This is a genomic window from Streptomyces sp. NPDC004838 (assembly GCF_053600955.1).
Map to the genome: position 1 here is coordinate 169,655 of NZ_JBSGAW010000018.1, position 6,710 is coordinate 176,364.

Here is a 6,710-nt window from a genome sequence, read left to right on the forward strand (position 1 = left end):
TTCACCTCACCGGGATCTGCCGCGTACCGGCGGCTGGGACAGGGGCGGGGCGGGGTCAGCGGCAAGGGCGGTGGCGGGGCCCTTGCGGCGTTCTCCGCCGCGCCAGACATCGAGGACGTGGGCGGGATCGGCGAGTACCGAGATGTCGGCGAGGGGATCGGCGTCCAGGGTGATCACGTCGGCGGCGTACCCCGGGGCCAGTTGCCCGCTCAGGGGTGCCTGCGGGCCCAGCGTGCGTGGCCCGTTGGCGGTGGCGGCCTCGATGGCCGCCGCCGGGGACATTCCCGCCGCGACCAGCAGTTCCGGTTCGTTGCCGTGCGCACCCCAGCCCAGCGTGGTCTCCACCGTGGCGCCCAGCGCGATGTCGGTCCCGACCGCGATCGGCACCCCGCGTTCGACGGCGAGCGCGACGGCCTCCGCGTGCCGCGCGGCGATCGCCTCGCCCTTGCGTCGCGCGAACTCCGGCAGCCAGGCTTCGCCGAACGAGGCGAACACATTGCGGGTGGGCACCAGGATCGCGCCGGTCTCCACCATCGCGTCACAGCACTCGGCATCCAGGTATGTGCCGTGCTCGATGGTGTGCACGCCCGCCTCCAGCGCCGCGATGATGCCGGGCTTCCCGTGGCAGTGTGCGGCCACCACCCGGTCCGCCATCCCGGCGACCTCCACGATCGCCGCCAGCTCCGCCCTGGTCATCTGCTGGTGGAGGGGATGGTCCACCTCGGAGAAGACTCCACCCGACGCGCATACCTTGATCACCTTCGCGTTGCGGCGCAACTGCTCCCGTGCCGCTCTGGCACAGTCGGCCGGGCCGTCGCACTGGCGCCTCTCGCCGATCGACACCGCCAGTTCGTGTCCCCATGCCGCCGGTAGGTCATGGAGGTCGGCGTGCCCGCCGGTGGCGCCGAGCAGCGCGCCGGCCGCGTAGATCGCCGGTCCCTCGACGGTGCCCTCGTCGACGACCTTCGCCAGCTCGGTTCCCAGTCCTCCGAGTTCCCGTACCGAGGTGACCCCGGCGTCCAGTGCCGCCCGCAGATCGGGCACCGCCCGCGCGCCCCGCACGGCGGGGTCGGTGAAGGCGAAGTCGGCGCTGCTCGCGCCCCGCAGACCGGTCACATGGACATGGCAGTCCCACAGTCCCGGCATCACCACACGCGCCCGGGTGACCTCGGCGGCCGGAGTGGCCGGTGCCCCGGCGGCAGGACCCGCGTAGCTGATCGTCGCTCCGTCGAACACCACCGCACCGTCCGGAACCGGGTCTCCTCGGCCCGGTATCAGCAGTTCCGCCTCAATCCGCCGCATGGTGTTCCTCCTTGGCGCGGGATCCCGCGGACGCGGCGGCCAGGTCGCCCACGGCCCTGGCGCGTACCCGGACCATCCGCCCCTCCAGGTAGGGCACCGGCATCTCCTCGATCTCGACGATGCGTACGGTGCCGGGCAGTGCCCCGGCGGCGACCGCCCGGTCGATGGCCGCGGCGCGGGCGCGGGACAGAATCCGCTCCCGGCCCTCGTCCGCCGGCTCGATCCGGTCGACCTCCCCGCCGACCTGCGCGATCGCCGCGCCGACCGCGTTGGCGACCTCGAAGTGCTCGGGACGTACGACGCGCGAGGCGCCCGCGAGTTCGGCGCCGACCAGGATGCTGCCGCCGCCGACGACGATCACCGGTTCCGGGCGGCGGGTCAGCTTCATGCGGTCGAGGGCGTCCTCCATCATCGCCCGCATGGCGTCCAGTCCCCGCTGTGCCATCGTCGTGTCCACACCGGACACCAGGTTCGCGTCTCCCACGTGTGCCTGGCCGCCGGCGACCGCGAGGTCGGTCGCCGTGAGCGTACTACCGCCGAACACCAGCGCGCTTTCGGTGATGGCGTAGCCGACGCTGTCGGGGCCGAGCACCGGGGCGTCGCCGCGCACGACGCTGCCGCCGCCGAGTCCGACCGAGATGAGGTCGGGCATACGGAAGTTCGTCCGGATGTCGCCGAAGGTGGCGGCCAGGGCCGACTCGCGGGGGAAGCCGTGCACCAGCGCGCCGACGTCGGAGGTCGTGCCGCCGACGTCGAGGACCAGTGCGTCGGACAGCCCCGACAGGAAGGCCGCACCGCGCATGCTGTTGGTCGGCCCGGAGGCGAAGGTCAGCACCGGGTGGCGTTCGGCCTGTTCGGCCGCCATCAGGGTGCCGTCGTTCTGCGTCAGGTACAGCGGCGCGTCGATGCCCAGTTCGGCGAGGCCGCTCCGGAAGGACGACACGGTCGCCTCGGCCAGGGGCCGCAGCGAGGCGTTGATCGCGGTGGCGTTCTCGCGTTCGAGCAGTCCGAGGCGCCCGATCTCGTGGGACAGAGTGACGGTGAGCCCAGGCGCCCGATCGGCGATGATCTGTGCGGCACGCTTCTCCACGGCGGGCGCGATCGGGGAGAAGACCGCGACGACGGCCAGCGACTCCACGCCCGCGGCGACCAGTTCCTTGACGATTCCCGTGATCTCCGCCGGGTCGAGCGCGGAGAGTTCACGGCCGTCGTATTCGTTGCCGCCGTGTGCGAGCCGCCACTGCCCGCCGATCGAGTCGCGCAGGTCCTCGGGCCAGTCGTCGAACGGGTCGACCGACCGCGTCGCCGGCAGGCCGAGCCGCAGGATCGCGGTCGGCGCGAGCCGTCGGCGCTCGATCACCGCGTTGGTGAAGTGCGTGGTGCCGATCATCACCGCGGTCAGGGCGGTCCGGTCGGCACCGGCCGAGGCCAGGAGTGTTTCGATCGCCGTGACGATGCCGGACATCGTGTCGGCGGTCGTGGCGGTCTTGGTCTTCGCGAGGAGGGCGCTGCCGTCCATCAGGACGGCGTCCGTGTTCGTGCCTCCCACGTCGATGCCGATTCTCACCGGGTCGCCTCCATCGGTTCGAAAGTCAGGTCGTCGTAGCCGAAGGCCCGTGGGCCGACCACCTCCAGTGCCTGTGGTGTGCGCAGCAGCTCCGAGCACGGGACCCCGAGGACCGCCACGCGCAGGCCGTAGCGCAGCTGCTCCACCGTGACCGGCTCGCCGTCCTCGTGGTTGACCATGCAGATCAGATCCGGGACCGTCGCGACGACGTCGCCGTCCCGCCAGGCGACCAGGAACTCGTTCTGGAACGAGACCCTCATCCGCCCGCCGGCATCCTCGTCGGTGCCGTCGAGGACGAGTTGTCCGCGGGTGAACCCGTCGGTGCTGCGCCGTTCGACGTCGACGACCTTCCCGCGGAACAGCATCCGGCCGCCGGTCACGTCGAGGATCCCGTCGAGCACATGCTCCGTACGGCCCGCGCGGGCACGGCGGACGCGGGCGCCGAGGTCGCGGGCCCACGACAGCGTGCCGCCGATGGCGGTGCGCCGGGCGTCGGCGCCGGACATCCACGCCACCGCGCAGCCGGCGAAGCCGCCCATCTGCACGGTGCCGGCGCGTGCCAGGCGCTCCAGCCAGTGGCTGTCGACGCCCTGGGAGTAGATGACCCGGTTGCCCTTCTCGTCCGCGAGGGCGCACGGGAACGGGGAGACCCCGTAGATGAGGTAGGTGATCATCGGCATCACCGGGAAGGCGCGGCCCATGCCGTCCGCGTCGACCAGCGGGACGCCGAGGTGTGCCGCGACGATCATCGGCTCGATCGAGTTCCCCCCGCCGATCTCGGCGGGCAGGATCGCGTCGATCCGGCGCCCGGTGTGGTCCTGGAGCGCGCGCACCGCGTCGGTCGTCTCGGTGCCGCGGGGCAGTTTCTCGACCGAGACCGTCGGCGCGCCCATACCGCCCGCGACGCACAGGTTCCAGTCGTCCTGGACGTCCTCCAACGCGACGACCTCGATCTTCTTGCCCGCGCGCAGCAGTTTGCGCGCCATCAGCCTGCCGACGTACGGGTTGCCCCCGCCACCGGTGCCGAGGATGCCGGCCCCGATCACGAGGGAGTCCAGTGCTTCCTCGTCGATGCGCCAGCCGCTCATCGGGCCTCCGTACGCCAGGCGGGCAGCGCGTACGCCGGTCCGCTGTGATGCACACCGAGCATCAGCTGCGACACGACCGCGGACACCGCGGCGGCCGTCGGGTCGATGACCGGTACGTCGTGGTGGGCGAGCGCCGCGCGGAACGCGTCGGTCACCCCGCCCATCCCGGTGCAGCCGAGGATCAGCACGTCCGCGCCGTCGTCGGTGACCGCCCGTTCCGCCTGCTCCACCAGCCTGGCCACCAGCAGCTCGTGGTCGCGCAGTTCCGCCACCGGCATCTCGACGCCGCGTACGGACGCCAGCCGGTCCCGTCCCACATAGGTGTGCGCGAGTTCCCTGACCACCGGGGCGCCGCTGGCCGCCGGCAGGATGACCGAGAACCGGTCTCCCAGCGTGATCGCCATCGTCATCGCGGACTGCGCCGGTGCGGTGACCGGCAGACGCGTCAGCTCACGCGCGGCGCCCAGCCCGGGATCCATGAAGCAGCTCAGGACGATGCCGTCCACGCCGTCCGCTGCGGCGGTCTCGACGGCGTCGAGGAGCGCCGGCAGGGCATGGGCCTCGTCGGCCCGCGTCTCGATCGACGACGGTCCGTCCGCCAGCCAGCCGATCTCGGGTCGTACGTACGACGGCAGCGCGGGTACGACGTCGTCGCCGAGCGCCCCCTCGACGACGGGGTAGATGATTCGGATACGCATCAGCTCTCCTCCTTCGGTCACCGGGTCACCGCACCGGCCATGGCGGACGCACCGTGAAACCGAGGCGGTCGAGGACCCCGGCGGTAGTCCTGTCGGTCTCGGCGACCAGGACGTCGGGATCGACGGTGGTGAGCCGGCCCGCGTCGACGGCCACCCTGCCGTCGACGACGACGGTGTGGGCCGAGTGCCCGGTGGCGCTGTAGACGAGGTCGGCGATCGGGTTGGCCAGGCCGCGCGGCTGCCACTCCGGGCCGGTCGTGTCGAAGACGACCAGGTCGGCGCGCTTGCCCGGCTCCAGGGATCCGATCTCGTCCTCCCAGGACAGGGCTCGGGCCCCGTCGACGGTGGCCATCTCGAACGCCTTGTGCGCGCCGATCACCAGCGGGTCCTGGCGCGCGTCACGGTGGGCGCACGCCGCCAGGTACATCACCCGGACCAGATCCAGGAACCGGCTGACGCACGCCGCGTCCGTCCCCAGCGCGACCGGCACTCCGGCCGCGACGAGTTCCGGGACGCTCCCGTGGCCGATCGTGCCGAGGCCGCCGAACATGGCCGGGGTCGGACAGTGGACCGCGCCGACGCCGTCGCGGGCGAAGACGGAGATGTCCTCGGCCGGCAGCCACCCGACGTGCGCCAGCACCGGGTGGTGGGACAGCACCCCGAGCGACTCGTACCGGACGACCTGCGGGTTGCGCCCGCTCTCGGCCGCGTCGGACCGCAGGCCCTGGAAGTGGCCGACGATGCCGACGCCGAGCGCGCCGGCCTGCTCGGCGACGGCCGTGCACAGGTCGTCGGTGACGCTGAGCGGCAGGTCCAGGGCGAGACAGGCCCGGATACGTCCCCCGGCCGCTCCGTTCCAGCTCCGCACCGTGTCCACGGCGCGGCTGACGATCGTGTCGACATCACCGGCGGCCGCCCGGAAGGGGCCGGGCAGGTCGCTGGTCTGGCGCGCGACGATGCCCCGGATTCCGGTGTCGATCGCCGCCCGGGCGACCGCGTCGGGGTGTGGTCCGGCCGCGTCGCAGAAACAGGTGGTTCCGTTCAGCAGCATTTCGGTGAAGTTCGCGCGGGCCGAGACGTACGCCTCTTCGGGGGTGATGCCGTAGTCGAACGGGCCCACGTACTCGGTGGCGCGGACCCGTACGTCGCCGACGTCGTCGATCACCCCGCGCAGGAGGTAGTCGTGCGGGTGGTTGTGGCCGTCGATGAGCCCCGGTGTGAGCAGGCCCCGCGGTACGTCGATCACCCGGGCGGGTTCGTACGCGCGGGTGAGGTCGGCCGCCTTACCCACCGCCACGATGCGGCCGCCCGACACGGCGACGGCGCCGTCCCGCACGATCTCCCGGTCCGGGTTCATGGTCGCCACCGCACCGGCACGGACGAGAAGGTCGACGGGTGGTGCGCCGTCGCCCGGACCGCCGGGGGTCCCGGTCACGACGCGGCCTCGACGCGATGCCCGATGCCCGCACGCTGTATCGTCCGCTCGCGGCCGAGGCCGCGGCGTTGGCGCGGACCCGGGCGTGCCCTGCGCTCGGCGCGCTCCCGCGCGGTGGCCACGGCGTCCACACTCCAGGTTCCGCTTCCGGCGTCGATGACGACGCCGTAGTCGTATCGGGCGCCTTCGACGGAGACGTACTCGTCCAGTACGTCGTCGAGGACCGCGCCGGGGTCCCGGTCGAGGGGGTCTCCCCAGCCGCCGCCACCGCCGCTCTGCGAGTAGATGGGTTTTGCCGGGTCGTAGGCGACGTGCGCGATCGGCCGTTCCGCACAGATCAGTTCGTCCGCCCCGCCTTCGTTGACGACGATGAAGTTCCCCGCCCCCTCGTAGCCGCCCACCCATCCGGTCAGGGGGTGAACCGCCGACTGGACGAAGAACGCCGCCTTCATGCCGCTCGCGCCACGGTCCACCCGCCGCATCCCCAGGGCGGGAGTTCCGCGCCACTGGCCCGGTGCGGCGGAGTCGGTGGTGAACTCGGTCTGCTGGTAGAGGGTCGGCTGCTGGACCTCGGTGACCTCGACGTTGACCGGCCGTGCCACGCTGAACGGCGTCGCCCA

At 72.5% G+C, this 6,710-nt stretch carries 6 protein-coding genes; all 6 read right to left on the minus strand.

The features are described from left to right. Positions 1 to 6 precede the first annotated feature (6 nt). Positions 7 to 1,302 carry a metal-dependent hydrolase family protein gene (locus ACWEFL_RS21475; protein WP_451714907.1) on the minus strand — a complete coding sequence of 432 codons (1,296 nt, stop codon included), beginning with the start codon at positions 1,300 to 1,302 and terminating at the stop codon, positions 7 to 9. Next, complete coding sequence (locus ACWEFL_RS21480) at positions 1,289 to 2,869, minus strand: hydantoinase/oxoprolinase N-terminal domain-containing protein (RefSeq protein ID WP_451714909.1); 1,581 nt, start codon at positions 2,867 to 2,869, stop codon at positions 1,289 to 1,291. The genes ACWEFL_RS21475 and ACWEFL_RS21480 overlap by 14 nt, the downstream gene beginning before the upstream one ends. Further along, complete coding sequence (locus ACWEFL_RS21485) at positions 2,866 to 3,957, minus strand: DUF917 domain-containing protein (RefSeq protein WP_451714912.1); 1,092 nt, start codon at positions 3,955 to 3,957, stop codon at positions 2,866 to 2,868. Before ACWEFL_RS21485 ends, ACWEFL_RS21480 begins: the two co-directional genes overlap by 4 nt. Then, positions 3,954 to 4,655 (minus strand): aspartate/glutamate racemase family protein, encoded by a 702-nt coding sequence (locus ACWEFL_RS21490; RefSeq protein ID WP_451714914.1) that lies wholly within the window; start codon positions 4,653 to 4,655, stop codon positions 3,954 to 3,956. Before ACWEFL_RS21490 ends, ACWEFL_RS21485 begins: the two co-directional genes overlap by 4 nt. Positions 4,656 to 4,680: 25 nt before the next feature. Continuing rightward, positions 4,681 to 6,090: an amidohydrolase family protein gene (locus ACWEFL_RS21495; RefSeq protein WP_451714916.1), complete on the minus strand. Its 1,410-nt coding sequence runs from the start codon at positions 6,088 to 6,090 to the stop codon at positions 4,681 to 4,683. Then, positions 6,087 to 6,710, minus strand: a 624-nt coding sequence (locus tag ACWEFL_RS21500; RefSeq protein ID WP_451714919.1) for a hydantoinase B/oxoprolinase family protein, incomplete at its 5' end; no start/stop codon positions are given. The genes ACWEFL_RS21495 and ACWEFL_RS21500, both read right to left, overlap by 4 nt.

Excerpts from the sequence above, each read along its gene's own strand:
- ACWEFL_RS21475 (WP_451714907.1), bottom strand. The coding sequence starts at position 1,302 with ATGCGGCGGATTGAGGCGGAACTGCTGATACCGGGCCGAGGAGACCCG.
- ACWEFL_RS21485 (WP_451714912.1), bottom strand. The coding sequence starts at position 3,957 with ATGAGCGGCTGGCGCATCGACGAGGAAGCACTGGACTCCCTCGTGATC.
- ACWEFL_RS21490 (WP_451714914.1), bottom strand. The coding sequence starts at position 4,655 with ATGCGTATCCGAATCATCTACCCCGTCGTCGAGGGGGCGCTCGGCGAC.